This is a genomic window from Curtobacterium sp. AG1037, assembly GCF_003349855.1.
Taxonomy (GTDB): domain Bacteria; phylum Actinomycetota; class Actinomycetes; order Actinomycetales; family Microbacteriaceae; genus Curtobacterium; species Curtobacterium citreum.
In genome coordinates, this window is sequence record NZ_QQAO01000007.1 from 1 (window position 1) to 25,109 (window position 25,109).

Annotated in this window: 24 protein-coding genes and 3 tRNA genes; 13 read left to right on the top strand and 14 right to left on the bottom strand. The window is 72.4% G+C overall.

Annotated features, from left to right (window positions below):
• Nucleotides 1-266: 266 nt before the first annotated feature.
• From DEU32_RS11165 to DEU32_RS11175, 3 genes are read left to right on the top strand one after another with little or no spacing between them, the layout of a single operon-like run.
• Complete coding sequence (locus tag DEU32_RS11165; protein WP_058741601.1) at nucleotides 267-965, top strand: YceI family protein; 699 nt, start codon at nucleotides 267-269, stop codon at nucleotides 963-965.
• 2 nt (nucleotides 966-967) lie between these two features.
• Nucleotides 968-1,477, top strand: a complete 510-nt coding sequence (locus tag DEU32_RS11170; RefSeq protein WP_114850614.1) for a sigma-70 family RNA polymerase sigma factor — start codon at nucleotides 968-970, stop codon at nucleotides 1,475-1,477.
• Complete coding sequence (locus tag DEU32_RS11175; protein WP_114850615.1) at nucleotides 1,474-2,196, top strand: anti-sigma factor; 723 nt, start codon at nucleotides 1,474-1,476, stop codon at nucleotides 2,194-2,196. The genes DEU32_RS11170 and DEU32_RS11175 overlap by 4 nt, the downstream gene beginning before the upstream one ends.
• Before the next feature lie 11 nt (nucleotides 2,197-2,207).
• Here the strand turns inward: DEU32_RS11175 and DEU32_RS11180 are convergent, their stop codons facing one another.
• Nucleotides 2,208-2,684 (bottom strand): MarR family winged helix-turn-helix transcriptional regulator, encoded by a 477-nt coding sequence (locus DEU32_RS11180; RefSeq protein WP_167509964.1) that lies wholly within the window; start codon nucleotides 2,682-2,684, stop codon nucleotides 2,208-2,210.
• Nucleotides 2,685-2,803: 119 nt separating this feature from the next.
• Between DEU32_RS11180 and DEU32_RS11185 the strand changes: the two genes are divergently transcribed.
• The gene (locus DEU32_RS11185; RefSeq protein ID WP_114850616.1) at nucleotides 2,804-6,382 is read left to right on the top strand and encodes a bifunctional proline dehydrogenase/L-glutamate gamma-semialdehyde dehydrogenase; all 3,579 of its coding nucleotides are present in this window, start codon (nucleotides 2,804-2,806) and stop codon (nucleotides 6,380-6,382) included.
• Nucleotides 6,375-7,130, top strand: coding sequence for a tyrosine-protein phosphatase (locus tag DEU32_RS11190; RefSeq protein ID WP_114850617.1), 756 nt, complete (start codon nucleotides 6,375-6,377; stop codon nucleotides 7,128-7,130). The genes DEU32_RS11185 and DEU32_RS11190 overlap by 8 nt, the downstream gene beginning before the upstream one ends.
• Nucleotides 7,131-7,181: 51 nt before the next feature.
• Here DEU32_RS11190 and DEU32_RS11195 read toward each other — a convergent pair whose 3' ends face one another.
• From DEU32_RS11195 to DEU32_RS11230, 8 genes are all read right to left on the bottom strand, one after another.
• The gene (locus DEU32_RS11195) at nucleotides 7,182-7,388 is read right to left on the bottom strand and encodes a hypothetical protein (RefSeq protein ID WP_114850618.1); all 207 of its coding nucleotides are present in this window, start codon (nucleotides 7,386-7,388) and stop codon (nucleotides 7,182-7,184) included.
• Between the two features lie 63 nt (nucleotides 7,389-7,451).
• On the bottom strand, nucleotides 7,452-7,745 hold the full coding sequence (locus DEU32_RS11200) for a hypothetical protein (RefSeq protein ID WP_147281452.1): 294 nt from the start codon (nucleotides 7,743-7,745) through the stop codon (nucleotides 7,452-7,454).
• Nucleotides 7,746-7,780: 35 nt separating this feature from the next.
• Complete coding sequence (locus tag DEU32_RS11205) at nucleotides 7,781-8,776, bottom strand: SDR family oxidoreductase (RefSeq protein WP_114850620.1); 996 nt, start codon at nucleotides 8,774-8,776, stop codon at nucleotides 7,781-7,783.
• Between the two features lie 103 nt (nucleotides 8,777-8,879).
• On the bottom strand, nucleotides 8,880-10,154 hold the full coding sequence (locus DEU32_RS11210; RefSeq protein ID WP_181819272.1) for a phosphatidylserine decarboxylase family protein: 1,275 nt from the start codon (nucleotides 10,152-10,154) through the stop codon (nucleotides 8,880-8,882).
• An 86-nt stretch (nucleotides 10,155-10,240) separates the two neighbouring features.
• Nucleotides 10,241-11,023 carry a YqjF family protein gene (locus tag DEU32_RS11215; protein ID WP_114850622.1) on the bottom strand — a complete coding sequence of 261 codons (783 nt, stop codon included), beginning with the start codon at nucleotides 11,021-11,023 and terminating at the stop codon, nucleotides 10,241-10,243.
• Entirely contained in the window at nucleotides 11,020-11,850 is an 831-nt protein-coding gene (locus DEU32_RS11220; RefSeq protein WP_114850623.1) for a nitroreductase family protein, read from the bottom strand. The genes DEU32_RS11215 and DEU32_RS11220 overlap by 4 nt, the downstream gene beginning before the upstream one ends.
• Before the next feature lie 3 nt (nucleotides 11,851-11,853).
• Entirely contained in the window at nucleotides 11,854-12,237 is a 384-nt protein-coding gene (locus DEU32_RS11225) for a hypothetical protein (protein WP_114850624.1), read from the bottom strand.
• Nucleotides 12,238-12,247: 10 nt separating this feature from the next.
• Complete coding sequence (locus DEU32_RS11230; RefSeq protein ID WP_058741615.1) at nucleotides 12,248-12,685, bottom strand: Lrp/AsnC family transcriptional regulator; 438 nt, start codon at nucleotides 12,683-12,685, stop codon at nucleotides 12,248-12,250.
• Between the two features lie 235 nt (nucleotides 12,686-12,920).
• Between DEU32_RS11230 and ddaH the strand changes: the two genes are divergently transcribed.
• Together ddaH and rocD are read left to right on the top strand one after the other, a co-directional pair.
• Nucleotides 12,921-13,811 carry a dimethylargininase gene (gene ddaH / locus DEU32_RS11235; RefSeq protein ID WP_114850625.1) on the top strand — a complete coding sequence of 297 codons (891 nt, stop codon included), beginning with the start codon at nucleotides 12,921-12,923 and terminating at the stop codon, nucleotides 13,809-13,811.
• Nucleotides 13,811-15,031: an ornithine--oxo-acid transaminase gene (gene rocD / locus DEU32_RS11240; RefSeq protein WP_114850626.1), complete on the top strand. Its 1,221-nt coding sequence runs from the start codon at nucleotides 13,811-13,813 to the stop codon at nucleotides 15,029-15,031. Before ddaH ends, rocD begins: the two co-directional genes overlap by 1 nt.
• 82 nt (nucleotides 15,032-15,113) lie before the next feature.
• On the opposite strand, the gene DEU32_RS11245 is transcribed toward rocD, so the two are convergent.
• Nucleotides 15,114-16,109: an SDR family oxidoreductase gene (locus tag DEU32_RS11245; RefSeq protein WP_114850627.1), complete on the bottom strand. Its 996-nt coding sequence runs from the start codon at nucleotides 16,107-16,109 to the stop codon at nucleotides 15,114-15,116.
• A gap of 124 nt (nucleotides 16,110-16,233) precedes the next feature.
• Between DEU32_RS11245 and DEU32_RS11250 the strand changes: the two genes are divergently transcribed.
• Nucleotides 16,234-17,244, top strand: a complete 1,011-nt coding sequence (locus DEU32_RS11250; protein WP_058741621.1) for an aldo/keto reductase family protein — start codon at nucleotides 16,234-16,236, stop codon at nucleotides 17,242-17,244.
• 173 nt (nucleotides 17,245-17,417) lie between these two features.
• Here the strand turns inward: DEU32_RS11250 and DEU32_RS11255 are convergent.
• The 3 genes from DEU32_RS11255 to DEU32_RS11265 form a co-directional block, all read right to left on the bottom strand.
• A tRNA-Phe gene (locus tag DEU32_RS11255) sits at nucleotides 17,418-17,490 on the bottom strand.
• A gap of 1 nt (nucleotide 17,491) precedes the next feature.
• Nucleotides 17,492-17,568, bottom strand: a tRNA-Asp gene (locus DEU32_RS11260).
• A gap of 57 nt (nucleotides 17,569-17,625) precedes the next feature.
• Nucleotides 17,626-17,698, bottom strand: a tRNA-Glu gene (locus tag DEU32_RS11265).
• Between the two features lie 256 nt (nucleotides 17,699-17,954).
• Between DEU32_RS11265 and DEU32_RS11270 the strand changes: the two genes are divergently transcribed.
• Entirely contained in the window at nucleotides 17,955-19,259 is a 1,305-nt protein-coding gene (locus tag DEU32_RS11270; protein ID WP_114850628.1) for a M23 family metallopeptidase, read from the top strand.
• Nucleotides 19,260-19,287: 28 nt separating this feature from the next.
• On the top strand, nucleotides 19,288-20,745 hold the full coding sequence (locus tag DEU32_RS11275; protein WP_114850629.1) for an NlpC/P60 family protein: 1,458 nt from the start codon (nucleotides 19,288-19,290) through the stop codon (nucleotides 20,743-20,745).
• Nucleotides 20,746-20,825: 80 nt separating this feature from the next.
• Here DEU32_RS11275 and DEU32_RS11280 read toward each other — a convergent pair whose 3' ends face one another.
• Entirely contained in the window at nucleotides 20,826-21,317 is a 492-nt protein-coding gene (locus DEU32_RS11280; RefSeq protein WP_058742464.1) for an inorganic diphosphatase, read from the bottom strand.
• Between the two features lie 64 nt (nucleotides 21,318-21,381).
• Between DEU32_RS11280 and tilS the strand changes: the two genes are divergently transcribed.
• From tilS to ftsH, 3 genes are all read left to right on the top strand, one after another.
• Nucleotides 21,382-22,404: a tRNA lysidine(34) synthetase TilS gene (gene tilS, locus DEU32_RS11285; RefSeq protein ID WP_114850630.1), complete on the top strand. Its 1,023-nt coding sequence runs from the start codon at nucleotides 21,382-21,384 to the stop codon at nucleotides 22,402-22,404.
• A gap of 16 nt (nucleotides 22,405-22,420) precedes the next feature.
• A complete protein-coding gene (gene hpt, locus DEU32_RS11290) occupies nucleotides 22,421-22,972 on the top strand; it encodes a hypoxanthine phosphoribosyltransferase (protein ID WP_058742466.1) in 552 nt (183 codons plus the stop codon).
• Nucleotides 22,973-23,119: 147 nt separating this feature from the next.
• Nucleotides 23,120-25,108 carry an ATP-dependent zinc metalloprotease FtsH gene (gene ftsH / locus DEU32_RS11295; RefSeq protein WP_058742467.1) on the top strand — a complete coding sequence of 663 codons (1,989 nt, stop codon included), beginning with the start codon at nucleotides 23,120-23,122 and terminating at the stop codon, nucleotides 25,106-25,108.
• Nucleotide 25,109 lies beyond the last annotated feature (1 nt).

Below are 25,109 nucleotides of genomic sequence, written 5' to 3' on the forward strand. Positions count from 1 at the left end.
CAGCTCGAGGGTGACAACGCGATCCTGACCGGCACCACGGTCCACGTCTCCGACGACGCCGCGAAGCTGCTCAACAGCACCTTCAAGACCGACGCCGTCAAGGGCGGTCTCCTCGTCGGGACCGCGACCATCACCGCACAGATCAAGTAACACCCCCGCACCACACGAACGACGGCCGGCCCCGGAAGGGACCGGCCGTCGTCGCACGTCCCCAGTACGACCGGACGAGATCTGAACGATCCGGCGCCCCGTCTCGTCGTCGGGGTATGGGACTCCGCACACGTACGAAGGTCATCATCGGCATCGCCTCGGGCGTCGTCGTCATCGGGGCCGCCGCCGCGATCGCCGGCCCGGTCATCTACGCGAACACGGTCAACGGCCAGGCCGCCGCCGCACCCTCCCTCAGCGCGAGCGCGTCCGGCGCCGCCGGGTCGCTCACCGCGAGCGAGGCGAACGGCACCTGGACGAGCAAGGGCACGTCGTACGCGGGCTACCGCGTGCACGAGGTCCTGCAGGGGAATGATGTGAACGTGGTCGGTCGCACGAAGGACGTCGAGGGCACGGCGGAGGTCGCCGGCGGTTCCCTCACGAAGGCCGAGGTCACCGTGCAGGTCGGCAAGATCAGCACGCCGGAGGCCGCCCGCGACGCGTACTTCCGCGACAAGGCACTCGAGACCGCCAAGTTCCCCACCGCGACGTTCACGCTCACCCAGCCCGTCGACGTCTCGAAGGCGCTCGACGGCACCGCCCAGGACGTGACCCTCACCGGCACGATGGACCTGCACGGCGTCGAGAAGCCCGTCACCGCCGACGCACAGGTCGCCGTCGGCCAGGGCGGCACCGTCCAGGTCGTCGGCAGCGTGCCGATCACCTTCGCCGACTACGGCGTCCAGGCCCCGTCGCTCGGGTTCGTCACCGTCGACGACAAGGGTTCCGTCGAGTTCTCCCTCGACCTGGGGAAGTGACGATGACGGGCCGTCCCGCCGACGAACTGCTGGCGACGCTGCACCGCGAGCACGGTGACGCACTCACGCGGTACGTCCGGCACCTGACGCGGGACGGCTCGATCGTCGAGGACGTCGTCCAGGAGACCATGGTCCGCGCGTGGCAGCGCCCGGCCGTCCTCGAGCTCGCGCCGGACAGCGCACGCGCCTGGCTCTTCACGGTCGCCCGCAACCTGGTCGTCGACGACGCCCGCTCCGCCCGCAACCGACGCGAGCAGGGCTCCGAGCACCCGGTCGACCGTGCCGAGGCCGACCGCACCGACGCCGTCCTCGACCGCATCGTGGTCGCCGACGCACTGGCATCGCTGAGTGCCGAGCACCGCCGCGTGGTGGTCGACGCCTACTGGTTGGGGCACACGGTCCCCGAGATCGCCCGACGACACGACATCCCCGAGGGCACCGCGAAGTCGCGGCTGCACTACGGGCTGCGAGCCCTCCGGCTCGCCCTGCAGGAACGAGGAGTGACCCGATGAGCGTGGACCCGACCGCGCACGACCGCTACGCCGAGTGGGACGCCGCCTACGTGCTGGGCTCCCTGCCCGCCGACGAGCGCCTGGAGTACGAGCGGCACCTGGAGTCGTGCCCCCGCTGCACCGCAGCGGTCGCCGAGTTGGTCGGTCTGCCCGGCCTGCTGGGCAAGCTGCCCGCCGACCAGGCGATCGAGATCGCCGAACCGGACGGGAGGCACGACACCGGTTCCGCGGGCACCCTCGCCTCCGTCGCGCACCGCGTCCGGCGCCGTCGTCGTCGTCGCCGGGTCTGGGTCGCGGCCACCGCGGGGCTCGCGGTCGTCGCCGCCGTGCTCGGCGGGCTCGCCGTCGGGACAGCGGGGGAGCGCGGTACCGTCCAGGCCGGTGCGTCGCGGACCGCCGCCGGCCCGGGGGACCGATACACGATGACCGGCTCGCAGGGTCTCGACGTCGACCTCGCGGTCAGCGGGGAGCAGTGGGGCACGCGCTTCGACTGGGGGTGCTCGTACGGCGGCAAGCAGTGGTCGTCGGACGGCTCGGTGATGTACGACCTCGTGGTGGTCCGCACCGACGGCACCGTGCAGACCGTGGCGTCGTGGTCGGCCGCCGGCGCCGAGGCCCGCGGGCTCTCCGCCTCGACCGACATCCCCCGCGACGAGATCGCGACCGTCGAGGTCCGGCTCCGCGGGGAGTCCGGCGTCCTGGCCGACGTGCACCTCTGACCCGCGAGGCGTCAGTCGGCGGCGGAGCCCTCGTGGTCGTCGGGGCCGACGGCCTCGTCCAGGCGCGCACTGACCGACCGCAGCGTGTCCGCATCCGTCCCCACGGGCCTCCAGAACAGTTCCTCGAGCGCACCCGTGTGCGCGCGGATCCCGGCGAGGACCGCGCGCCGCCCGTCCGGCGTCATCTCCACCCAGCTGCCGCGCCCGTCCTGCGGGCAGTCGGCGCGGACGACCAGGCCGCGCGCGACCATGCGCGTCACCTGGTGACTGACGCGCGACTTCTCCCAGCCGATGCCCGTCGAGATGTCACGGACCCGCAGGCGGTGCTCGGGGTCGCGGTGCAGGCCGATCAGGATCTCGAACTCGGGGACGGAGATCCCCGCCCCCTCCTGCACCGCTCGGTCGAGGGCCCGGTCGAGCCGTCGCCAGGCGTCGTGGTACGCGTCCCAGGTGGCCCAGTCGTGGTCACCGCTGCCCTCCGTCGACATGCCGCTCAGCGTATCCACCGGCGCGTCGGCGTCCACCAGGATCATCCGTCCGGACGACCTCCACGGCACGTCCAGCACGCTCCGAGGTGGCGTCGGCGGCTCGGCATACGATCAGGGGCATGCCGAGCGCGCGACTGCAGGACTGCACCGACGACGCCGTCGCCCTCGTGCGACGGTGGACGGCGGCGTCCGCGGGACGCAAGCCCGACGCCGGCGCAGCCCGACTGGCCCAGGTGCTCCGGGACGAGCAGGGCCTCGCCTTCACGCGCGGGTTCCTCGACCGGGTGGTCCGGCCGGAGGACCCGCGGGTCGCGGCACGGACGCTCGAGCAGGTCAGCCAGGACGTGCCGGAGGACCTGGCCTGGTACCTCCGCGGCGCGGTGACCCTCGGTGGCGGCTTCGCGACCATGGCGCCGTGGGCCGTGGTGCCGACCGCGCGCCGGATCCTGCGTCGCGTCGCCGGACACCTCGTCGTCGACGCGACCCCTGCCAAGCTCGGGTCCGCCCTGGCGAAGGTCGGCGGCGCGGGCACCCTGGTCGAGGTCGACCTGCTCGGCGACGCCGTCCTCGGCAGCGCCGAGAGCGACCGACGGCTGCAGGCGACCCTGGAGCTGCTCGAACGACCGGACGTGGACCGCGTGGCGGTCTCGCTGCGCAGTGTCGTGCCACAGCTCGCGCCGTGGGCCCCCGACCGGACCGTCGAGCGCGCGGTCGACCGGCTCGTGCCGCTGTTCCGGGCGGCTGCCGCCCCGATCGCGCTCGGCCGTCCCGCCGGCACGGTCACCCTGCAGGCCGGTCTGCACGCCGACCAGGCCCTGACGATCGCGGTGTTCCGGGCGCTGCTCGACCGCGACGAGTTCACCGGGCTGCAGGCCGGGATCACGCTCCAGGCCGCCCTGCCGGACACCGCGGCGGCCCTCGACGACCTGACGACGTGGGCGCAGGAGCGTCGGGCACGCGGAGGCGCGCCCGTCACGGTGCGGCTCGTCAAGGGCGCCGAACTCCCCACCGAACGGGTCGAGTCCGTCCTGCGCGGCTGGCCGCTCGCCACGTGGGGATCCAAGCGCGAGACCGACACCGCGTACCTCCGGCTGCTCGACGCCGCCCTGACGCCGGAGCGGATCGACGCCGTGCGGGTCGAGGTCGGCAGTCACAACCTGTTCGACCTCGCGACCGCGTGGGTGCTCGCCGGCCGGCGCGGGGTGGCCGACGGGGTCCGGGTCGCGATGCTGCTCGGGATGGGCACGGGCACGACCGACGCCGTGCGCCAGGACGTCGGGCCGATCGTGCTCGGCGTGCCGGTCGTGCAGCCGGACCACTTCGACGCGGCCATCGGGTACCTGGCCCGACGCCTGCAGGAGAACGCCGGTCCCGAGCACTTCGTCGCCGCGATCGGCGCCGGGCCGGTCGACCCCGACGCGCTGGAGCAGCAGGCCGCGCGGCACCGCGAGGCCCTCGACGCCCTCGACGAGCCGGTGCCCGCGACCCACCGCACCCAGGACCGCCGACAGCCCCTGGGCAGCCCGACGATCCGGACGGCCTTCGAGAACGCTGCCGACACCGATCCCTCGACCCCGGGCAACCGCGCGTGGGCCGCCGACGTCCTGAGCCGGGTGCCGTCGTCGCGGCTCGGGGTGCAGACCCTGCGCGGCGCCCGGACCGCCGACCGGTCGAAGCTCGAGCGGATCGTCGCGCGCACCGCGCAGGCCGGCGTGAACTGGGGTCGCCAGGATCCAGGGGACCGCGCCGAACTCCTCGACCTGATCGGCCACGAGCTCGCGTCCCGTCGTGCGGACCTGGTCGAGGTGCTCGTCGCCGAGACCGGCAAGACCCTGACCGAGGCGGACACCGAGGTCACCCGGGCGGTCGACCTCGCCCACCACGCGGCCGACCGGGCACGGCACCTCGCCGGGCTCGACGGTGACGGCGCCCGCTTCGTGCCCCCGCGCCTGACCGTCGTCGTCCCGAGCTGGACCGCGCCCGTCGCGATCGCCGCAGCAGGCATCACGGCCGCGCTGGCCGCGGGCAGCGGTGTCGTCCTCAAGCCCTCGCCGCGAGCCGGACGCTCCGGCGCGGTGCTCGCCGACGTGCTCTGGGACGCCGGGGTCCCGCACTCCCTGCTGCAGCTCGTCGACCTCGACGTCGACCAGCTCGGCCGTGACCTCGTGGCGCACCCGACCGTCGACCGCGTGCTCCTGACGGGGACGACCGACACCGCGCGCTCGTTCCGCTGGTGGCGGGCGGGTCTGCCGCTCACCGCGGCGACGAGCAGCCGGAACACCGTCGTCGTGACGCCGAGCGCCGACCTCGACCAGGCGGCCCAGGACGTCGTGCACTCCGCGTTCGGCCAGGCGGGCCAGGACCGCGCCACCGCGCCCCTCGTCGTGCTCGTCGGCTCCGTCGTCGAGAGCGAGCGGTTCCGCCGACAGCTCGTCGACGCCACCCGGACGCTCCGGGTCGCGTGGCCGCACGACCCCACCGCCCAGGTCGGTCCGCTCGTCTCGGAGCCGAGCGGTGCGGTGCTCCGCGCGCTCACCGAGCTCGGACCGGGCGAGTCGTGGCTCGTGCAGCCCGCCCCGCTCGACGACACCGGGCGGCTCTGGTCGCCGGGCATCCGCGACGGGGTCCGTCCGGGCAGCGCCTTCCACCACGACGTGGCCGCGGCGCCCGTCCTGGGGATCCTGCACGTCGAGACCCTCGAGCAGGCGATCGCGGTGCAGAACGGCCCCGACTCCGGGCTCGTCGCCGGGCTCCACTCGCTGGACGTCGACGAGGTCGGCACCTGGGTGGCGTCGGTCCAGGCCGGCGAACTCGTCGTCAACCGTCGGACCACCGGTGCCGTCGTGGGTCGGCGTCCGACCGGCGGCTGGAAGGCCTCGTCGGTCGGTCCCGGCGCCCAGACCGGCGGTCCGCTCGACGTCGCGACGCTCGGCCGGTGGGAGTCCGTCCCGCGCAGCGTGCACAAGAGCATCCAGCTCACCGGGCTGCCGTCGCGCGTGACGGCCCTCATCGAGGCGGCCCGCAGCGGCCTGTCGTTCGAGGAGTTCGACCACGTCCGCGCCGGCGCCCTGAGCGACGTCCGCGCCCGTCAGTCGCTGTACGGCCGCTCGCAGGACCCGACCGGCCTCGGCGTCGAGCGGAACGTCCACCGCTGGCGTCCCCGGTCGGTCGTCGTCCGGCACGCCGAGGGTGCTCCGACGGGTGCCCTGGTCCGGACGCTCGTCGCCGCGACCTCGGCGCGCGCCCACGTCCTGCTGAGCACGGCACGTCCCCTGCCCGGCCCCCTCACCCAGCTGCTCGCCGGACCCCGGTCACCGCTCGACGTCGTCGACCACCTCGTCGAGTCCGACGAGGACTTCCTGGGCCGTGCGGCGTCCGGCGCCGTCTTCCGCAGCGACTGGAGCACGGGCGACGAGCCGCAGGACGCGCTCGAGGCCGTGCTCGCCCAGACCGAGGGCCAGGACCGCCCGACGACCGCGGCGTTCGGCGGCCCGGGCGCCCGCATCCGGATCGTCGGGGGCGATCCCCTCGCGCTCGAGGAAGCCCTCGGCGCGAGCGTGGACGTCGACGTGGTGGACGCCCCGGTCGTCGAGTCCGGCGTCGTCGAGATGCTGCACTACCTGCGGGAGCAGTCGATCGCGATCACCGCGCACCGCTTCGGCGACGTCGACCCGGCCTTCGCGGCGCTCCGTGTCTAACGCGTCCGGACCCGCCCGGCCCGGGAACCTGCGCCGGCTCGTCGCCGACGGTCTCGTGAACGCCCGCGACCTCGGCGGCCTGCCGCGACGGGACGGCACGACGACCCCGACCGGCCGCGTGTTCCGCTCCGAGAACGTCGACCGGCTGACGGCGGAGGGCTGGCGCGCGGTGCACGACGCCGGGATCCGGACGATCGTCGACCTCCGGGCGCCCGACGAGCGTGCACGGGACGAGCGCCCGCGGCCGTCCTGGGTCACGACGGTCGCGATCGACCACGACGGTCGCGACGACGCCCCGGCGTTCTGGGACCGCTACTGGGAGAACGGTCTCGTCGCGACGCCGCTGTACTACGGCGCGCACCTCCGCGAGCTGCCCGAGCGCACCGGGGCCGCCCTCGCCGCGATCGCGGACGCGGGCCCGGGTGGCGTGCTGTTCCACTGCGCCGCCGGCCGGGACCGCACGGGCGTGGTCGCGCTCGCCCTCCTGACGATCGCCGACGTCGAGCCCGAGGCGATCGTCGCCGACCACCTGGTCAGCGTCACGGACCTCGCCGCCCTGTGGGCGACGCTCGGGGTGCCGGACCAACAGGTGCGCATCGACGCGCTCTGCGCGGAGCACGGCACGACGTCCGCCGACGCGTTCCGCGCGGCGCTGGCGGCGTTCGACGTCGACGGGTTCGTCGCGTCGTCAGGACTCGACGACGACCGACTGGAGGCCCTGCGCACGTTCCGCGCGCGCGTCACGTGAGCCGTGCCTCCAGTCCGGAACACGCGGCCGGAGCGCGACGAACGCGCGCCGTCAGTCTTCCGTGGCTGCGCCGTCCTCGTCCTCGACGCCGGTCTCGTCCATCCGGTCGCGGAGGTGGTCGGCCATCGCGCCGGCGCCCTCGCCGTGGTGGTCGTGGTCGACCTGCTCGATCAGCCCGCGCAGCTTCTCGTGGTTCGTGGCCTCGTTCGCGCCGTCCATCACCGGTTCGGTCTGGACGCCCTCGTCGTGGTTGCTCATGCCCCGGACGCTACGCCGTGCCCTCGTGCGCGAGCGTGGCCCTGTGCGGAAGGCGCGCTGCCGTCAGCGGCGTCCGCGTCCGACCGACGCGACCTCCGCGACCGCGAGCAGCACCGCGAGCACGGCCTGACCGAGGGCGAACCGGCGGAACCGGGGGAGCAGGAGCAGCGGGAGCATCGTCGCGCCGTGCAGGACGTCCACGACCGCACCGGCGGTGTGGGCGTCGGCCGTACCGACCCGTGCGGTGACCGCCGCCTGCCCGGTCTGTCGGACGGCGAGCACCCCGTGCAGGACCCGGTGCGGCGCACCGCGTCGTCCCGCGAGCACCAGGTGCGCGACGCAGACGCCTGCGCGCACGACCTCGACTCCCCGACCGTCCCGTACCGACCGGCTCATCGACGACGTCCGGCCGCGAGGGCGACCGCCCCGGCGATCCCGAGCGCGGCACCGAGCAGGCCGTTGCCGAGCCGGCGGTGCTCCACCCACCAGGTCTGCGGCGACCACGCGTGCGCGGAGTCGTCGAACACCCCGTGCGCGCCGTGGTCACCCGGGACCGGTTCGTACAGGTTGACCCCGATCTGCTTCCCGTCCTTCTGCGGCGCCTGCTGCCCCGAGACGAGGGTCTTCGCCGCGTACCAGTCGGCGAAGCGCCCGCTGATCCGGTTGCCGAGGATCGTGTAGACCGTCGACTCGCCCACCCAGGTCCGTCGGCGGGGCCGCTCGGCGACCGTGGCGATCGCGCGGGCGCCGACCTCCGGCTGGTAGATCGGTGCGACCGGCTGCGCCAGGTGCGGCAGCGTCGACTGCACCCACTGGAACTGGATCGTGTTGAGCGCAGGCATGTCCACGCGGGACACCGCCACCTTGCTGCCCTGCTGCTCGAGCTCGGACACCACCGACTCGGTGAACCCGACGATCGCGTGCTTCGCCCCGCAGTAGGCGGCCTGCAGCGGGATGCCGCGGAAGCCCAGCGCCGAGCCGACCTGCACGACGTGTCCGCGGTCGCGGGGCACCATGCGACGCAGCGCTGCGCGGGTGCCGTTCACGAACCCGAGGTAGGTGACGTGCAGGGCGCGCTCGAAGTCCTCGGCCGCGGTGTCCAGGAACTTCCCGAACACCCCGACCATGACGCCGTTCACCCACAGGTCGATCGGCCCGAGCTCCTGCTCGACCCGGTCCGCGGCGTCCTCGACGGCCTGCCGGTCGGACACGTCGGCGACGAGCGCCAGGCCCCGACGACCGGCGGCCTCGACCTCGGCGACCGCGGCCTCGACCCCGTCGCGTCCACGGGCCAGGACGGCGACGTCCCACCCGCGTGCCGCGAGTTCCCGGACGGTCGCCCGTCCCAGTCCCGCCGATCCTCCGGTCACCACAGCCACACGCGTCATGCTCCCCTTGTACGCACCGCGCAACGGGGGACCACCCAGGGGCCGTACCCCGGTGGGGACCGGACCGGAGCGACTCTCCGTCCGCGCGGCGCCGGGCCGGGCGCTACTGCTCGTCCGTGCGCCGCGTGGCCGTCGCCAGGTGGGACCGCACCTGCAGCAGGGCGGGCTCCTCGTCGGGGGCCTGCGGGACCGCGCCGAGCGAGAACGACTCGACGACGCCGGGGCCGAAGAGCACGCAGACGCTCGACCCGCCGAACCGGAACCACCCGAGCTCGTCGCCCTTGCCGACGTGCGCGCCCTCCTCGACGCCCTCGCCGATCACGCACGAGGACACGTCGGACATCCCGACGAACACCACCGCGACGGTCCCGATCGCCGGGTCGTCCGCCTCGACGAGCACGATCGCCCGGGTGGCCACGTGCGCGAGGTACCCCTGCGACCGCTGCGGCTCCGAGGCGTCGGCGCCCTGCGAGTCGGCCTCGGAGTAGTAGGTTCCCGGCTCGACCCAGGCGCGCACGATCGTCCCTGCCACCGGGCTGTGCCAGCGGTGGTACTCGAGCGCGCTGAGGAACGCCTGCCACACGGTGCCGTCGACGAACAGGTCGACGGACTCGTCGCCGGCGAGCAGCTCCTCGACGGAGTACGGCTCGGCCTTGATCCAGAAGTCGTCACGGCGGTGGACACCGCTCGCGATCCGGTACGGCGTCGCCTCGCACGGGCTGACCACGACGGCGTCGTCGTCCGGTGCCGCGACGGGACGTGCACCCTCCTTGAACTCCCGCGTGAAGAACGCGTTCCACGACGGGAAGCCCCAGTGCTCGGCGTCGGGGTCGTGCACGAACTGGTCCATGCCGAGGGCCCGCCGTGCGGAGTCGTTCAACCACCCCGAGGGCTCGTCGACCAGGACGAGGAGCGAGTTCTCGCTGTCCAGGAACGTGCACCAGCCCTGCAGGATGCCGCGGATCGCCGCGTTGACCCGCGGGTCCCGGTAGAAGGCGAAGCCGGCCGGCGTGGCCTTCGTCCAGTCGAGCACGCCGTCGAGGGGCGTCATCACCATCTGCTCGTCGCTGTACTCCGGCGCCGTCGTCACGACGTCGTCGACGAGCATGAGCAGCTCGTCGAAGCTCCGCAGGTGTCGTTCCCGGTACGCGCGGCCCTGCGGCACCTGCGCGATCATCTCGGACGCCTGCATGCGCAGCAGCGGGTCGCCCTCGACCAGGTCCCGCAGCGCGGCGACGGCCGGGTGCAGGACCCGGTCGGGGTCGCGTTCGTCCAGCCGCTCGCGGCGGCCGCGGAGCCACCCCTCGAGCCCGGACTGGTCCTGCGGGAGCCACCCCGCCCGGCGTCGGACGTCCTGCTGGTGCGCGCTGTCGTTCACCGGTCGGAGGCTACTCACGTCCGCCGGGCGGTCTGCTCAGTACGGCGCGATCCGTCAGCGCGGTCCGCTCGGTGCGGCGCGGCCCGTCAGCGGCCCCGGCCGAACCGGGTCGTCACGCCGGGGGAGTACAGCACCGAGTCCGGCTCGAGCCCGGTGAGCCCGAACGGCAGTCCCGCCGCGGCGACCAGGTCGTCCCGGAGCGTCCGGAGCGTCGCCCGGTGCAGCGGCCACGGCTCGTGCTCGTTCGGCCAGTACCGGGTCGCCCCCGCCCGACGCACGTGCATGCCCCAGCGCGCCGTCAGGAAGGTCTCGAGGGCGGTCGGCTCCGCCACGGCCTCGCCGACCTCGACCTCGAACAGCGACCGCAGGTGCGTCCCGTGCCGCCGCATCGCGTAGCCGACGCGTCCGCCACCGGTCCGCACCTCGGCGCGCGCCCACCAGTACGGCAGCGCCGTCGCGACGCGCGCGCCGACCGTCGGCAGGAGCTTCCCCGCGTCGAGCGACAGGAACGCGACCCCGCGTCGGCCCTGGTCGTCGCGCGTGTAGACGCGGACGTTCACCTCGACGAAGTCACCGACGCTGCCGGCCCGCCCGAGCGGTCCGAGCGGCGGGAAGCGGGTGTCGGTGAACCGGAAGCCGATCAGACCCACCCACGTGGTCGTGCCGTCGTCGGTGCCGTCGAGCGCCATCGTGTCCGGCCGCGCACCCGCCGGCAGCAGCGGTGCGACCGCCGACACGTCGACCCGCCAGTGCACGAACACGACGTCGAGCCAGTCCTGCGAGATCCACGGTCGCCCCCGCAGGGCCGGTGCGACCGAGGCGACGGCCTGGAGGCCCGGCTCCGCCCCGGCAGACCGGCCGGCGGTCACGAGTCGCTCCCGTCCACGGCGGTGGTCGCCACGGGCACGTCGTCCCACCCCTGCTGCGGGGTGTCGCAGGTCCCGCGGAACACGTACTGCGAGGCGCGCTTCCGTTCGCTCGACGTCCAGTCGATGGCGGGGCGGCGGCGTTCAGGAGGCAGGTACCCGATCCGGTAGACGGCCATCAGCTCGAGCGAGTCCGGCACGTGCAGGAGCCCCTCGATCTCCGCCCAGGCGCCGGGGGCCTCCATCGGGAACGACACGAACTGGATCCCGAGGCCGAGCTCCGTCGTCGCGAGCCAGACGTTCTCCATCGCCGCGCCCATGCTGAACACCGAGTAGAAGCCGGACAGCTCCTCCTTCCGGTACTCGTGCCGATCGAGCAGCACGCCCAGCAGCAGCGGTGAGCCCGCGACGAGCCGGCGGTTCTCCTCACCCAGGGTGTGCGGCACCCGCAGCGTGTTCATGAGCAACTGGCCGCGCTTCGTGAACACCTGCTTCGTGAAGGGCTTGAGCGGTCCGGGGAGCTTGTCGAACAGCATGCCGTCGCGGCGCTCGTCCATCTCGGCCTGCGAGAACCGGAAGTACGGCCGGTACCGCTCGAAGAACGTCCCCTCGGCCATCGTGCGGGTCATCGAGCGCCCGCTGATCTCGGCGATGCGCTCGATCGTCGGGCGCTCCTCGACCAGGACGAACCGCCACGGCTGGCTGTTCAGCTGCGAGGGGGCCCGTCCGGCGAGCTCCATGAGCAGCCGCTGGTGCTCCTCGGACACCGGGTCGGGCAGGAACGCCCCGTTCGTCGTGCGCCGGCGGCGGATCGCCTCGAACAGCTCCACGGATCACCCTCCTGGTCGCCCGCGTGCGAGCAGCGCCCCCAGGTAGGACGGTGCCGCGGCGACCGCGACTCTCCAGTGTGCTCGCGAGCGCGGGTTCGTGCGCGGGGCGACGGCGAGCGGGACGAGTGCCGGGAGCAGGAACAGCGCCGAGCGGTCCCGGGTCCACACCGGGGTCGTCGCGGCGACGCCAGTCAGCGTCGCGGTGGCGACGAACAGCCCGTGGTGCACGACCCGCAGCTTCTTCGTCCGGATGACGCGGACGGCGACCGCCGTGCCCCACAGGCAGTTGGCCAGGTACGCGACCGACGCAGCGGCGACCAGGTGACGGGCCGCCGTCGACGTGCCGGACGCAGCCCCGTGCCTCCCGGCCGTCGTCCCACGTCCCACGGACGCGACCCTACGCGGACTCGCGGCTGACGAGCTTCGAGAGGACGATCGCACTGCGGGTGTGGTCGACCTGCGGTGCGAGGCGGACGCGGTCGAGCGCCAGCTCGAGGGCCGACAGGTCCCGCGACCGCATGTGCACCACGGCGTCGGCGCTGCCCGTGACGGTCCCGGCGTCGACGACCTCGGGCACGGTGTCGAGCAGCGTGCGGAGCTCGTCGGGGGAGACCGTGCCGCGGCAGTAGAGCTCGACCCAGGCCTCGGTCCCGCGGTCCTCCACCGCCGGGTCGACCTTGATCGTGAAGCCCTGGATCACCCCGTCCGCGACGAGCCGGTCCACCCGGCGCTTCACGGCGGAGGCCGAGAGTCCGACCACCGACCCGATGTCGCCGTACCCGGCGCGGGCGTTCTCCCGGAGCTGGTCCAGGATGCGGTGGTCGAGCGTATCCATGTTCGTCAATCGTACGCGCGGTTCTTGCGAGTCCGGTGGGTCCGACGCAGGAATCGTGCGTCACCCGAACGGGTGCCAGGGCGTGATCGAACCGTTGCTGCACCGATCGGACGGTTCGTGCAAGGATCGAGCCGGCGTCGACCTGGTCCGCTGCGGTGAGTGAGCCTGCGTCTCGCCGGAGTGCTTCACCCGTGGTGGTTCCTGGCAGGCTCGGGCCCCGGTCCCAGGAGGACTGATGTCGAACACCGCAACCGAACCGCAGGCAGCACCGGCCCGTGTCGCCACGAAGCGCACGATCCTGATGTGCAAGCCGACGCACTACACGGTCAGCTACCGGATCAACCCGTGGATGCACCCGGAGGAGCCGACCGACACGTCGAAGGCCGTCGAGCAGTGGCAGTCCCTCGTCGACGTCTACGAGCAGCTCGGCTTCGACATCTCGTACATCGAGCCGATCGAGGGCCTGCCGGACATGGTCTACGCGGCGAACGGCGGCTTCGTGCTCGACGGCGTCGCGTACGGCGCGAAGTTCCAGTACCCCGAGCGCCAGCCCGAGGGCCCCGCGTACATGGACTGGTTCCGCGACGCCGGCCTGCGCGTCGCCGAGCCCGTCGAGACGAACGAAGGCGAGGGGGACTTCCTGCTCATCGACGACGTCATCCTCGCCGGCACGGGCTTCCGTTCGGACAGCAGCTCGCACGAGGAGATCGCGAAGGTCTCCGGCCGACAGGTCATCACGCTGAAGCTCGTGAACCCGAACTTCTACCACCTGGACACCGCGATCGCGATCCTCGACCCGGTGCCGGATGCCTCCGGCCGCTCGAACATCGCGTACCTGGAGAGCGCGTTCGACGAGCCCTCGCTGGCGATCCTGCGCGAGCGCTTCCCCGACGCGATCATCGCGACCGAGGAGGACGCGGCGATCCTCGGCCTGAACTCGTACTCGGACGGCTACAACGTCGTGATCGCGTCGCGCGCCACGACCTTCGCCGAGCAGCTCCGCGAGAAGGGCTACAACCCGATCGGCGTCGACCTGTCCGAGCTCCTGCTCGGGGGCGGCGGCGTGAAGTGCTGCACGCTCGACCTGCACCCCGTCGGTACCGACACCTCCGTCGCGCGGTCCTGATGCACACCGCGACGGGGACCAACACCTCGGCCGCACTCGCCGTCGAGGACCGCTCCCTCGCCCACAACTACAGCCCGCTCCCGGTCGTCATCGCGTCCGGCGACGGTGCGTGGGTGACGGACGTCGACGGCAAGCGCTACCTGGACGGGCTCGCCGCGTACTCCGCGGTGAACTTCGGCCACGGCAACCCGCGGCTGCTCGACGCCGCCCGGGCCCAGCTCGACCGGGTGACCCTGACGAGCCGTGCCTTCGTGAACGACCGGCTCGGCCCGTTCGCGTCGGCGCTCGCCGAACTGACCGGTACCGAGCTCGTGCTCCCGATGAACACCGGGGCCGAGGCCGTCGAGTCGGCGATCAAGGTCGCGCGCGCCTGGGGCTACCGCGTCAAGGGCGTCCCGGCCGGACAGGCCACGATCGTCGTCGCGTCCGGGAACTTCCACGGCCGCACCACGACGATCGTCTCGTTCTCGGACGACCCCGACGCCCGCAACGACTTCGGCCCGTACACGCCCGGCTTCCGCACGGTGCCGTACGGCGACGCGGCCGCCCTCCGTGCGGCGATGGACGAGACCGTCGTCGCCGTGCTGCTCGAGCCGATCCAGGGCGAGGGCGGGGTCGTCATCCCGCCCGCCGACTACCTGCCGGCCGTGCGCGCGGTCTGCGACGAGTTCGGCGCCCTGTTCGTCGCCGACGAGATCCAGTCCGGGCTCGGACGCACCGGGCACACCCTCGCCGTCGAGCGCGTCGGGGTGCGGCCGGACCTGGTCACCCTCGGCAAGGCGCTCGGCGGCGGCATCGTCCCGGTGTCCGCGGTCGTCGGCTCCCGGGACGTCCTGGGCGTCCTGCGTCCGGGCGAGCACGGCTCGACGTTCGGCGGCAACCCGCTCGCGGCGGCCGTCGGCACCGAGGTCGTGGCGATGCTCGGCGAGGGCACGTTCCAGGAGCGGGCGCTCGCCGGCGAACCGCTGCTGCGCGGTCTGCTCGACGACCTCGCCGGTCGCGGGGTCGTGGCGCACCGCGTGGCCGGGCTCTGGGCGGGGATCGACATCGACCCCGCGCTCGGCACCGGCAAGGAGATCGCGCACGACCTGGCCGACCGCGGTGTGCTCGTGAAGGACACCCACGGGTCGACCATCCGCTTCGCGCCGCCGCTCGTCGTCACCGACGACGAGGTCCGGCTCGCGATCGGGACCCTCGGCGAGGTGCTGGCCGCGCGCTGACGCGACGCGACCACCCGACGGACGGGAGGCACGTGGCGGATCCGCCACGTGCCTCCCGTCCGTCGTTCCGGGTGTCCCGGCGTCAGCGCACCCGCCAGCGCTCCACCAGCTGATCCATCAGGCCGTCGAGCCGCTCGTCCGTCACCTGTCGCGACGGGTCCGCGTCGAACCACGCGACGATCTCGCGCGCACCCTGCCGGATCGACGTCGTCTGCGCGAACTCCGGCACCAGCGTCTGCACCTTCGTGTTGTCGAACACCGAGGTGTTCGCCTTGTCGCCGAGCAGGTTCGCACCCCAGTCCGCGTCGAGCGCGTCGATCGCATCGGACGGCACGTGCACGATCTCCAGGTCCTCGACCCCGGCAGCGGCCGCGAACTCGTGCGCGATCCGGTCCCAGGTCGGGGCCTCGTCGCCCGTGATGTGGAACGCCTCGCCGATCGCCTCGGCGCGGTCGAGCAGCCCGACGAACCCGACGGCGAAGTCCCGTGCGTGCGTGATCGTCCACAGCGAGCTGCCGTCGCCGCACACCACGACCGGCTTGCCCGCACGCATCCGCCCGAGGACCGTCCACCCGCCCGAGAACGGCACGAGGGTCTCGTCGTAGGTGTGCGACGGGCGGATGATCGTCATCGGGAAGTCGTCCTCGCGGTACGCCTCGACGAGCAGGTCCTCGCACGCGATCTTGTCCCGCGAGTACTGCCAGAACGGGTTCTTCAGCGGCGTCGACTCGGTGATCGGCAGGTGCGTGGCGGGCGTCTGGTACGCCGAGGCCGACGAGATGAAGACGTACTGCCGCGTCCGCCCGGTGAAGACCTCGACGTCGCGCTGCACCTGGTCCGGCGTGAACGCCACGAAGTCGACGACGACGTCCCACCGTCGGTCGCCGATCGCGCCTTCCAGCGCGGTGCGGTCCGACACGTCGGCCTGGAGGCGCGTCACGGCCTCCGGGATCGGCCGCTTGTCCGTCTCGCCCCGGTTGAGCACGGTCACGTCGAACCCCTGCTCGACGGCTTCGCGGACGCACGCGGCGCTGATGATGCCGCTGCCGCCGATGAACAGCACGCTCGGTCCCGACATGGATGCTCCTTCGCTCCCGGCGGTGCCGCTGTGCACCGCGCTCCTGCGATCCTGCCCCTCGGCCGCCGCGTACCGTCACGGGTCGGGGCGCACCGACGCGCTCCACGACAGGAGTGACACGCACATGGAGTACCGCTACCTCGGCGACTCGGGCCTCAAGGTGTCCGAGATCACGTACGGCAACTGGCTCACCCACGCCTCTCAGGTCGAGAACGACGCGGCGATCGCCTGCGTCCGGGCCGCCCTGGACGTCGGCATCTCGACCTTCGACACCGCGGACGTCTACGCGAACACCGGCGCCGAGACCGTCCTCGGCGAGGCCCTGAAGGGGGAGCGCCGGCAGTCCCTGGAGATCGCCACGAAGGTCTTCGGGCCGACGGGTCCGAAGGGCCACAACGACACCGGCCTGAGCCGGAAGCACATCCTCGAGTCGATCGACGGCTCCCTCGAGCGGCTGCAGACCGACTACGTCGACCTGTACCAGGCGCACCGGTACGACCACGAGACCCCGCTCGAGGAGACCATGCAGGCCTTCGCGGACGTCGTCCGGCAGGGCAAGGTCCTGTACGTCGGCGTCTCGGAGTGGACCGCCGAGCAGCTGCGCGCCGGGCACGCCCTCGCGAAGGACCTCGGCTTCCAGCTCATCTCGAACCAGCCGCAGTACTCGGCGCTCTGGCGGGTGATCGAGGGCGAGGTCGTCCCGACGTCCGAGGAGCTCGGCATCTCGCAGATCGTCTGGTCCCCGATCGCCCAGGGCGTCCTGACGGGCAAGTACCAGCCCGGGCAGCCGCTGCCGGAGGGCTCGCGCGCCACGGACGACAAGGGCGGCGCGAAGATGATCGAGCGCTTCATGAACGACGAGGTCCTGACCGCGGTGCAGGAGCTCAAGCCGATCGCGGACGAGCTCAGCCTGTCGATGGCGCAGCTCGCGGTCGCCTGGGTGCTGCAGAACCAGAACGTCGCGTCGGCCATCATCGGCGCCTCGCGGCCGGAGCAGGTGCACGACAACGCGGGCGCTGCCGGGGTCACGATCCCCGCGGAGCTGATGTCCCGGATCGACGACGCCCTCGGCTCGGTCGTCGAGCGCGACCCGGCGAAGACGAACGACAGCAGCCCGAAGACCCGCGAGGCCTAGGCGCGCGGCGGGTCTCCGGCGCTCAGCACAACCGGAAGCACGCGCTACCGCGGAACTGCGCGGCGCGGCGTGCTTCCGGTTGTGCGGCGGCAGGCCGAGCTGCGAGGCCGAGCCTCGCGCACGCCCCCGGGAACGCAAAAGAGCCCCTCACTCTCGTGAGGGGCTCTTCACCGTGGCTGGACACGGCATCGATCCGTGGACCTTTCGATTTTCAGTCGAACGCTCTACCAACTGAGCTATCCAGCCGTGGCGACCCTGACGGGACTTGAACCCGCGACCTCCGCCGTGACAGGGCGGCACGCTAACCAACTGCGCTACAGGGCCATGTGTACTTGTGGGTACTTCTCAGTGTTGCTCGGTTGCTTGCTCACTCACGTGGAGTGACCCCAACGGGATTCGAACCCGTGCTGCCGCCGTGAAAGGGCGGTGTCCTAGGCCACTAAACGATAGGGCCGCAAGCTGCGCCGTGCGCTACCGATGGACAAGCATACGGATGCCCCGGGCGATGCACAAATCGAGCGCCCCGGAACGTGCATCCCCGGCGTGTCGCGCTGTGGAGACGGGTCCGACCAACGGGGGAGTGCGAGCATCGTCGACGGCCAGGCACCCTCGCACGGGGGTGTCCCTGCTGCGACCCCTGTTGTTACTGTTGCGTCTGTTGACAGTGTTACGTGCGTGAGCCATGCCGCGCTGTTACGAAATCGAGACTCATGACGACTGCACCTCTGTTCTCCCGCCTGCCCCGCCGCCGCGTCCTCGCCGCCGCGGTCGCCGTCGCGCTCGCAGCCGGCGCGCTCGGTGCCCTGGTGCCCGCGACCTCGGCGTCCGCGACGAGCTACCCCAGCTGGGACGACGTCCAGGCCGCGAAGGCCTCGCAGGCCGCCCAGCAGGCGAAGGTCACCGAGATCAAGGGGCTCCTCGCCGACCTCACCACCAAAGCGTCCGCCGCCCAGAAGGCGGCCGAGGCCGCCGGTACCGCCTACCAGACGGCGCAGACGAAGTTCGACGAGGCGACGCTCACCCACCAGACGCTGCAGTCCCAGGCGGACGAGGCCGAGCGCACCGCGAAGCAGTCCGAGGCGCAGGCCGGGCAGCTCGCCGCCCAGCTCGGTCGGGCGAGCGGCGACGACGTGACGACGGACATCTTCACGCACCCGTCCTCGTCGAGCGACCTGCTCTACGAGCTCGGCGCGATGTCGAAGCTCACCGAGCAGGCCGACGGCATCTACGCCCAGGCGACTCAGGACCGCGGCGTCGCCCAGGGTCTGGCGGACAAGGCGCAGTCGGCGAAGCAGGCCCTCGGCGCCCTGGCCGAGGCGGCGCAGGCGAAGGCGAAGCAGGCGCAGCAGGCCTCGGACGACGCACAGACCGCGGTCGACGCCCAGAACGACAACAAGACGCGGCTCGAGGCGCAGCTGACGCTCCTGACGACGAACGAGCAGAACGTCGAGGCGGACTACCAGAAGGGCGTCGCGGCCGAGAAGGCCCGGCTCGCGGCGATCGCGGCCGAGCAGGCCCGACAGGCGGCAGCCGCGCAGGCCGCGGCGAACCAGGGCGGTGGCTCGGGCAACGGGTCCGGCGGCTCCGGTGGCGGTGCCCCGACGTCGTCCGGCTGGGTCCGTCCCGCCGGCGGTTACCAGACCAGCCCGTTCGGCTGGCGCGTCGACCCGTACACGCACGCCCACGCCCTGCACGCCGGGGTCGACCTGGCGCCCGGCTGCTACTCGCCGATCTACGCCGCACACGACGGCACGGTGACGTTCGCGGCCAACGGCGGCGGCTACGGCAACGAGGTCGTGCTCGACAACGGCGGCGGGATCTCCACCGCGTACGGGCACATCGTCGACGGCGGCATCCTGGTGTCCGTCGGGCAGCACGTCTCCGCCGGCCAGCAGATCGCGAAGATCGGCTCCACCGGTTGGTCGACCGGGTGCCACCTGCACTTCGAGACCCGGGTGAACGGCTCCGCCGTCGACCCGGTCCCCTTCATGGCCGCGCGGGGGATCTCGGTATGAACGAGCGCGCCGTCGAGAGGCACTGACCATGAAGTCCGCCACCCGCACCGGCTGCACCGCGATGGTCGCAGCACTCGGCATCGGCCTGTCGATCGTCGTGGTCGGTCCCGCGCACGCGGCGCCGTCCACGCCGAGCTGGGACGACGTCCGTGCGGCGAAGGCGGACGCGGCCGACGCGCAGCAGACCGTCGACGAGCTGTCGAGTCGGCTGCAGTCGCTGCAGGACACGGCGGACGCGGCACAGGTGGTCGAGATGCAAGCCGGGCAGGCGTACGCCGTGGCAGCGTCCGAGCAGCAGCAGGCGAAGGACACCCTCGACGACCTGACGGCGCAGTCGAAGCGCGCGGCGCAGCGGGCGAAGGAGTCCGCGGGCCAGGTCGCCGGGCTGATGGTCGAGCTGTCGCGCACGGGTGGCGGCAACATCTCGACCTCGATGCTCGTCGACTCGTCGGACTCGAAGGACCTGCTGTACCGCGTCGGCACCATGTCGCAGCTGTCCGAGCGGTCGGCGACGGCGCTCGCGCAGGCCCAGGCCGACCAGAACACGGTCGACGCCCTCGCCGCGCAGCAGTCCTCGGCCACGACCGCGCTCGCGAAGGCGACGGCGGCGTCCGAGCGGGCCCTCGACGCGGCGAACTCCGCGGCGAGCTCCGCCCAGACCCGCGTGCAGCAGGAGCAGTCGAAGCAGGCCGAGGTGCTCGCACAGCTCGCGTTCCTGAAGGGCACGAGCGTCGACGTCGAGACGGCGTACTGGAACGCGCAGCAGGCGCAGCGCTCCGAGACGCAGCTCGCGGCGGAGACCACCGGTGGCCGGTCGAGCGGCTCGAACACGTCGAACAGCCCGTCGTCGAACACCCCGTCCGGCGGCACGAGCCCCAGCGCGAACCAGCCGAGCGCGAACCAGCCGAGCAGCAACCAGCCCAGCGCGAACCAGCCCAGCAGCAACCAGCCCAGCAGCAACCAGCCCAGCTCGAACCAGCCGAGCACGAGCCAGCCGAGCAACCCCGCTCCGGCACCGGCCCCCAAGCCCGCTCCCGCGCCGAAGCCCGCCCCGGCTCCCGCTCCCGCGCCGACCCCGGTGCAGAGCAGCCCGTCCAAGGCCGCCGGCGCCATCGCCTACGCTCGCGCGCAGATCGGCGACGCCTACGTCTTCGGCGGCGCGGGCCCGAACGTCTGGGACTGCTCCGGCCTGGTGATGATGGCCTACGGCTCCCAGGGCGTCGCGACCGGCGGCCACAACGTCGTCTGGCAGTACAACCACTTCCAGTCGATCGGTCGGCTCGTCCCGCTGTCGCAGCGGCAGCCCGGCGACATCCTGTTCTACTCGAGCAACGGCTCGGTGAGCGGCGCCTACCACGACTCGATCTACACCGGCGGCGGGATGATGGTCGAGGCCGCGAACCCGCAGCGCGGCGTGCTCGAGCGGGCGATCTGGACCCCGAGCCAGCTCCTGCCGTACGTCGCCCGTCCGACCGGCTCGCTCTGAGCCCGAGCGCAGACCCCGACACGAACGACGACGCCCGCCCTCCTGATCGGAGAGCGGGCGTCGTCGTCGGTGTCGGGTGGTCAGTGACCGGCGGGCACGTACGCGGCCTGGCCGGCCTGCACGATCGCCTCGGCCTCGGCGGCGTCGCCCCAGCCCTCGGCCTTGACCCACTTGTTCGGCTCGAGGTCCTTGTAGCGCTCGAAGAAGTGCGCGATCTCGGCCTTGGTCTGCTCCGGGACGTCCGCGATGTCCTGGACGTGGGCCCAGCGCGGGTCCTTCGCCGGGACGACCAGCACCTTCGCGTCGTTGCCGGCCTCGTCGCTCATCTTGAAGACGCCGACGGGGCGGACCTTGACGCCGACACCCGGGAAGGTCGGGTACTCGAGCAGGAGGAGCGCGTCCACCGGGTCGCCGTCGTCGGCCAGGGTCTTCTCGAAGAAGCCGTAGTCGGTCGGGTAGACGAACGACGTGAAGAGCACGCGGTCGAGGTACACGCGACCGGTCTCGTGGTCGACCTCGTACTTGTTGCGGCTGCCCTTGGGGATCTCGACGACGACGTCGTACGCGGCCATGTCTGCACTCCTGGTTTGTCGATCGGGCTGTCGGTGGTTCCGAAAGCGCGGCTAACGTTACCGGGTGAACGCTCCGCGCCCCCGGCTCGACCCCGCCGTCGCCGAGACCCGTCGCGCCGTCCGCGGGCTGCTCGCGCAGGCCCGACAGGACGGGATCGTGCGCGACGGTGACCTCGTGACCGTCGCGCTGAGCGGCGGTGCGGACTCCCTCGCCCTCGCGGCCGCGACCGCGTTCGAGGCGCCGAAGCAGGCCCTGCGGGCCGGCGCCGTGGTGGTCGACCACGCGCTCCAGGCGGGCAGCGAGGCGGTGGCGACCCGTGCCTCCCGGCAGGCGTCGTCGCTGGGACTCGAGCCGGTGACCGTCCGTCGGGTCGCGGTCGGGTCCGACGGTGGTCCGGAAGCGGCCGCACGGGAGGCGCGCCACGCGGCCGTCGCGCTCGTCGCGACCGCCACCGGGTCGCCCCTGGTGCTGTTCGGGCACACGCTCGACGACCAGGCCGAGACCGTGCTGCTCGGCCTGCTGCGCGGCAGCGGGCCGGACGCCCTGTCCGGCATGGCCCCGCTGGTGCGGCGGGCGGAGGGACCGGCCTACGGCCGGCCGCTCCTCGCGGTGCGTCGGCACACCACCCGCCAGGCCTGCGTCGCCGCCGGACTGGCCCCGTGGGACGACCCGCAGAACGACGACCCCGCGTTCACCCGGGTGCGGGTGCGGAACACGCTCCTGCCGGCCCTCGAGCGGGAGCTCGGCGCGGGGGTGCCCGAGGCGCTCGCCCGAACGGCCGACCAGCTCCGCGAGGACGCGGCAGCGCTCGACCACTTCGCCGAGGAGCTCGCGGAGGACCTCGCCGAGCACGCCGAGGCGGGCATCTCGCTGTCGGTGTCGGGGCTCCTCGCGAACCCGCCCGCGCTCCGGCAGCGACTCGTCCGGCTGGCGGTCGAGGGGGAGTTCGGCGTCACGCTGTCGCGCACCCAGACGCTCGAGGTCTGCCGGCTCGTCACCGACTGGCGTGGACAGGGACCGATCGACCTGCCCGGGGTGCAGGCCGCTCGGGAGGGCGACCGGCTGGCGTTCAGCGCCGCGCCGTGACGGTTACCCTGGACCGGTGGAACTCTCCGACGTCCAGGCAGACCTGTCCGAAGTGCTCTTCACCCCCGAGCAGATCGACGCGAAGCTCGCCGACCTCGCCGCGGCGGTCGACCGTGACTACGCGGGCAAGGACCCGCTGCTCGTCGGCGTGCTGAAGGGCGCCGTCATGGTGATGGCCGACTTCTCCCGGCACCTCAAGATGCAGGCGCGCATGGACTGGATGGCGGTGTCGTCGTACGGCTCCGGCACGAAGTCGTCCGGTGTGGTGCGGATCCTCAAGGACCTCGACACCGACCTGCACGGCCGCGACGTCATCATCGTCGAGGACATCATCGACTCCGGCCTGACGCTCTCGTGGCTCAAGCAGAACCTGGAGTCCCGCGGGGCCGCGAGCGTCGAGATCGTCGCACTGCTGCGCAAGCCCGAGGCCGCCAAGGTCGAGGTCGACGTGAAGTACGCCGGCTTCGAGATCCCGGACGCCTTCGTGGTCGGGTACGGCCTGGACTTCGACGAGCGCTACCGCAACCTGCGCGGCATCGGCGTGCTCGCGCCGCACGTCTACTCCTGACGGTCCGGTCGGCCCGCTCGGCCGACTCGTCGAGCGTGTGGAGTTCGCCCGCAGAGGACACCCATCCCCGCCACAGAGTCGCGGCCGTATGCTGACGACCACGCAACTCCGGCAGAGAAAGGTGTCGGGCCTCCGTGCCCGGATCACATGGACTTCAAGCGCATCCTCCGCGGGCCGTACATCTACGTGCTGATCGCGATCGTGGGGATCTGGATCGGCTGGGCCGTGATCAGCCAGTCCGGCACCCAGCAGATCGACACCCAGAAGGGTCTCGAGCAGCTCTCGGACGGCAAGGTCTCCTCCGTGGTGGTGAACTCCACCGAGCAGCGCGTGGACCTCACCCTCAAGGACGGCAACGCGAAGGAGCAGTTCTACTACTCCACGCCGCGTGGCGAAGAGGTCATCCAGGCCGTCAACGACGCGAACCTCCCCAAGGGCTACAACGACACCGTGCAGCAGGGGAACTGGTTCCTCTCGCTCCTCGGCATCATCCTGCCCTTCCTCATCATCGGTGCCCTGTTCTGGTTCCTGCTCTCGAGCGCCCAGGGCGGCGGCTCGAAGGTCATGCAGTTCGGCAAGTCCCGCGCGAAGATGAACAACAAGGAGAACCCGCAGGTCTCCTTCGCGGACGTCGCCGGCTCGGACGAGGCGATCGAGGAGCTCCACGAGATCAAGGAGTTCCTGCAGGAGCCGGCCAAGTTCCAGGCCGTCGGCGCGAAGATCCCGAAGGGCGTGCTGCTGTACGGCCCTCCCGGGACCGGCAAGACGCTGCTCGCCCGCGCCGTCGCGGGTGAGGCCGGTGTGCCGTTCTACTCGATCTCCGGTTCGGACTTCGTCGAGATGTTCGTCGGCGTCGGTGCCAGCCGCGTCCGCGACCTGTTCGACCAGGCGAAGCAGAACGCCCCGGCGATCGTCTTCATCGACGAGATCGACGCCGTCGGTCGCCACCGCGGCGCCGGCATCGGTGGCGGCAACGACGAGCGCGAGCAGACGCTCAACCAGCTGCTCGTCGAGATGGACGGCTTCGACGGCAAGACGAACGTCATCCTGATCGCCGCGACGAACCGTCCCGACGTGCTCGACCCCGCGCTCCTGCGCCCCGGCCGCTTCGACCGCCAGATCGGTGTCGACGCGCCCTCGCTCGCTGGTCGCAAGCAGATCCTCGAGGTGCACGCGAAGGGCAAGCCGCTCGCCGCGAGCGTCGACCTGGAGCTCCTCGCCCGCAAGACGCCCGGGTTCACCGGCGCCGACCTGGCGAACGTCCTCAACGAGGCCGCGCTCCTGACCGCCCGCTCGAACGCGCAGCTCATCGACAACCGCGCCCTGGACGAGGCCGTCGACCGCGTGATGGCCGGCCCGCAGCGCCGCACCCGGATCATGTCCGACCAGGAGAAGCTCATCACCGCCTACCACGAGGGCGGCCACGCCCTGGCGGCTGCGGCGATGCGGCACACCGACCCGGTCACGAAGATCACGATCCTGCCGCGCGGCCGCGCCCTCGGCTACACGATGGTGCTCCCGCTCGAGGACAAGTACTCCGTGACGCGCAACGAGCTGCTCGACCAGCTGACGTACGCCATGGGCGGTCGCGTGGCCGAGGAGATCGTCTTCCACGACCCGACGACCGGCGCCTCGAACGACATCGAGAAGGCCACGTCGACCGCGCGCAAGATGGTCACCGAGTACGGCATGAGCCGTGCGGTCGGGTCGGTCAAGCTCGGCTCCGGGTCGAGCGAGCCCTTCGTTGGTCGCGACATGGGCGGCAACGGCGGTCGCGACTACTCGGAGAACATCGCCGAGACCGTCGACGCCGAGACCCGCGCCCTGCTCGAGGCCGCGCACGACGAGGCCTACCAGGTGCTCAACGCGAACCGCGACATCCTCGACCGCCTGGCCGGCGAGCTCCTCGACAAGGAGACGCTGGACGCGCCGGAGCTCGTCGAGATCTTCAAGGACGTCCGCAAGCTGCCCGAGCGCCCGCAGTGGCTCTCGAGCGACAAGCGGCCGGTCTCGAACCTGCCGGCGATCGAGTTCCCGGGCAAGGCCGCCTCGACCGCGGCGGAGCAGGGCGACACCGAGTCGCCGTCGAAGCCCCGCCGTCGGCCGTTCGGCAACCCCGGTATCGCCCCCGCCTAGG

Coding starts and splice junctions, on each gene's coding strand:
- DEU32_RS11165 (WP_058741601.1), top strand. CDS start 267: ATGGGACTCCGCACACGTACGAAGGTCATCATCGGCATCGCCTCGGGC.
- DEU32_RS11170 (WP_114850614.1), top strand. CDS start 968: ATGACGGGCCGTCCCGCCGACGAACTGCTGGCGACGCTGCACCGCGAG.
- DEU32_RS11175 (WP_114850615.1), top strand. CDS start 1,474: ATGAGCGTGGACCCGACCGCGCACGACCGCTACGCCGAGTGGGACGCC.
- DEU32_RS11180 (WP_167509964.1), bottom strand. CDS start 2,684: ATGTCGACGGAGGGCAGCGGTGACCACGACTGGGCCACCTGGGACGCG.
- DEU32_RS11185 (WP_114850616.1), top strand. CDS start 2,804: ATGCCGAGCGCGCGACTGCAGGACTGCACCGACGACGCCGTCGCCCTC.
- DEU32_RS11195 (WP_114850618.1), bottom strand. CDS start 7,388: ATGAGCAACCACGACGAGGGCGTCCAGACCGAACCGGTGATGGACGGC.
- DEU32_RS11205 (WP_114850620.1), bottom strand. CDS start 8,776: ATGACGCGTGTGGCTGTGGTGACCGGAGGATCGGCGGGACTGGGACGG.
- DEU32_RS11230 (WP_058741615.1), bottom strand. CDS start 12,685: ATGGATACGCTCGACCACCGCATCCTGGACCAGCTCCGGGAGAACGCC.
- ddaH (WP_114850625.1), top strand. CDS start 12,921: ATGTCGAACACCGCAACCGAACCGCAGGCAGCACCGGCCCGTGTCGCC.
- rocD (WP_114850626.1), top strand. CDS start 13,811: ATGCACACCGCGACGGGGACCAACACCTCGGCCGCACTCGCCGTCGAG.
- DEU32_RS11245 (WP_114850627.1), bottom strand. CDS start 16,109: ATGTCGGGACCGAGCGTGCTGTTCATCGGCGGCAGCGGCATCATCAGC.
- DEU32_RS11250 (WP_058741621.1), top strand. CDS start 16,234: ATGGAGTACCGCTACCTCGGCGACTCGGGCCTCAAGGTGTCCGAGATC.
- DEU32_RS11270 (WP_114850628.1), top strand. CDS start 17,955: ATGACGACTGCACCTCTGTTCTCCCGCCTGCCCCGCCGCCGCGTCCTC.
- DEU32_RS11275 (WP_114850629.1), top strand. CDS start 19,288: ATGAAGTCCGCCACCCGCACCGGCTGCACCGCGATGGTCGCAGCACTC.
- DEU32_RS11280 (WP_058742464.1), bottom strand. CDS start 21,317: ATGGCCGCGTACGACGTCGTCGTCGAGATCCCCAAGGGCAGCCGCAAC.
- ftsH (WP_058742467.1), top strand. CDS start 23,120: ATGGACTTCAAGCGCATCCTCCGCGGGCCGTACATCTACGTGCTGATC.